The sequence below is a fragment of the Mesorhizobium sp. P5_C1 genome, assembly GCF_054049815.1.
This window is the reverse complement of the sequence record NZ_JBFULQ010000898.1, coordinates 1-1,492: the sequence shown is the minus strand read 5'-3', so window position 1 is coordinate 1,492 and position 1,492 is coordinate 1. Positions and strand designations below refer to the sequence as shown.

At 58.0% G+C, this 1,492-nt stretch carries 2 protein-coding genes; one reads left to right on the top strand and one right to left on the bottom strand.

The window, feature by feature from the left end:
• A partial coding sequence (locus ACXJ7R_RS32385) for a glutamine synthetase beta-grasp domain-containing protein (protein ID WP_457155358.1) occupies positions 1-899 on the bottom strand: 899 nt, incomplete at its 3' end.
• A gap of 316 nt (positions 900-1,215) precedes the next feature.
• Between ACXJ7R_RS32385 and ACXJ7R_RS32380 the strand changes: the two genes are divergently transcribed.
• Positions 1,216-1,413 (top strand): DUF2735 domain-containing protein, encoded by a 198-nt coding sequence (locus ACXJ7R_RS32380; RefSeq protein WP_457155357.1) that lies wholly within the window; start codon positions 1,216-1,218, stop codon positions 1,411-1,413.
• Positions 1,414-1,492 lie beyond the last annotated feature (79 nt).

Below are 1,492 nucleotides of genomic sequence, written 5' to 3'. Positions count from 1 at the left end.
TGCGGGACGCGGATCGAAGCACCACGATCGGCGATGCCATAGCTGAACCTGTTCCACGGCGCGGTCTCATGCTTGCCAGTCAGGCGCTTGTCGTTGTCCGGGCCATAGACGGCGATGTGATCCATCAGGTTCTTGTCGAAGGCCGCCATCAGCGCTTCGAAATAAGCCTTGCCGCCGACTTCGCGCATATAGGCGGTCGAGAAGTTGGCGTGCATGCCCGAGCCGTTCCAGTCGGTGTCGCCGAGCGGCTTGCAATGGTACTCGATGTCGATGCCGTATTTCTCGGTCAGGCGCTGCATCAAATAGCGGGCCATCCACATCTGGTCGGCGGCCTTCTTGGAGCCCTTGCCGAAAATCTGGAATTCCCACTGGCCCTTGGCCACTTCGGCGTTGATGCCTTCGTGGTTGATGCCGGCTGCAAGGCAGAGATCGAGATGCTCTTCGACGATCTGGCGCGCGACGGAGCCGACATTGGAATAGCCGACGCCGGTGTAGTACGGGCCCTGCGGTGCCGGATAGCCGCTTTCCGGGAAGCCCAGCGGACGGCCGTCCTTGTAGAAGAAATACTCCTGCTCGAAACCGAACCAGGCGCCCTCGTCGTCGAGAATGGTGGCGCGCTTGTTGGAGGCATGCGGCGTGACGCCGTCAGGCATCATGACTTCGCACATGACAAGCACGCCGTTGCTGCGGGCCGGATCCGGATAGACAGCGACCGGCTTCAGCACGCAATCGGAGCTGTGGCCTTCGGCCTGCTGTGTCGACGAACCGTCAAAGCCCCACAGCGGAAGCTGCTCGAGCGTCGGGAATTCGGCGTATTCCTTGACCTGCGTCTTGCCGCGAAGGTTGGGGACCGGGGTGTATCCATCGAGCCAAATGTACTCGAGCTTGTATTTCGTCATTCTAGCCTCTCGTTGCTTGATCACCGAACACTGGACGGCGTCGACATGCGTCTGCCACCAGCAGCCGGCCTGCCGGATCACTAAAATGCAATTCGTGTGCCACTCTTGAGCTGCAGGGTGCGGCAAAATTGACGCCGCATTCGATTGAAGTTGGCAAGCCGCCTAAGCAATGCGTCGAGATCAATCACAATCGCAATTCGCACAAATAATAGGCAAATAATGATCTTTTCATAGGCATATTGCCTAACTTGATTGCAGACCTTATCTTCGAGGTAGGTTGAATCGACAAGGTTCGGCATAAGAAAGGAGCCCGACAATGGAAATCATTTCCACGCGTCCGTCGGCAAAAATTCTGATGTTCCCGGCGGCAGCGCGCGTCTCTGCCTCAAATTTGAGCGGCAAGGCTAAGTTTGCGGCAGAGCTTGCCTCACTGCGCGGTGTTCGGGCGGATTTCGGCGACGGCTGGTATCACGATGCGGCGATAGAGGACGCGAAGCAGGACCGTCAAAGCTAAGCCCCATCGCATGACTATCATTGAAAAACCCGGCGCGATCGCTCGCGCCGGGTTTTCGTTGACTACCGAGCAGTCGTTA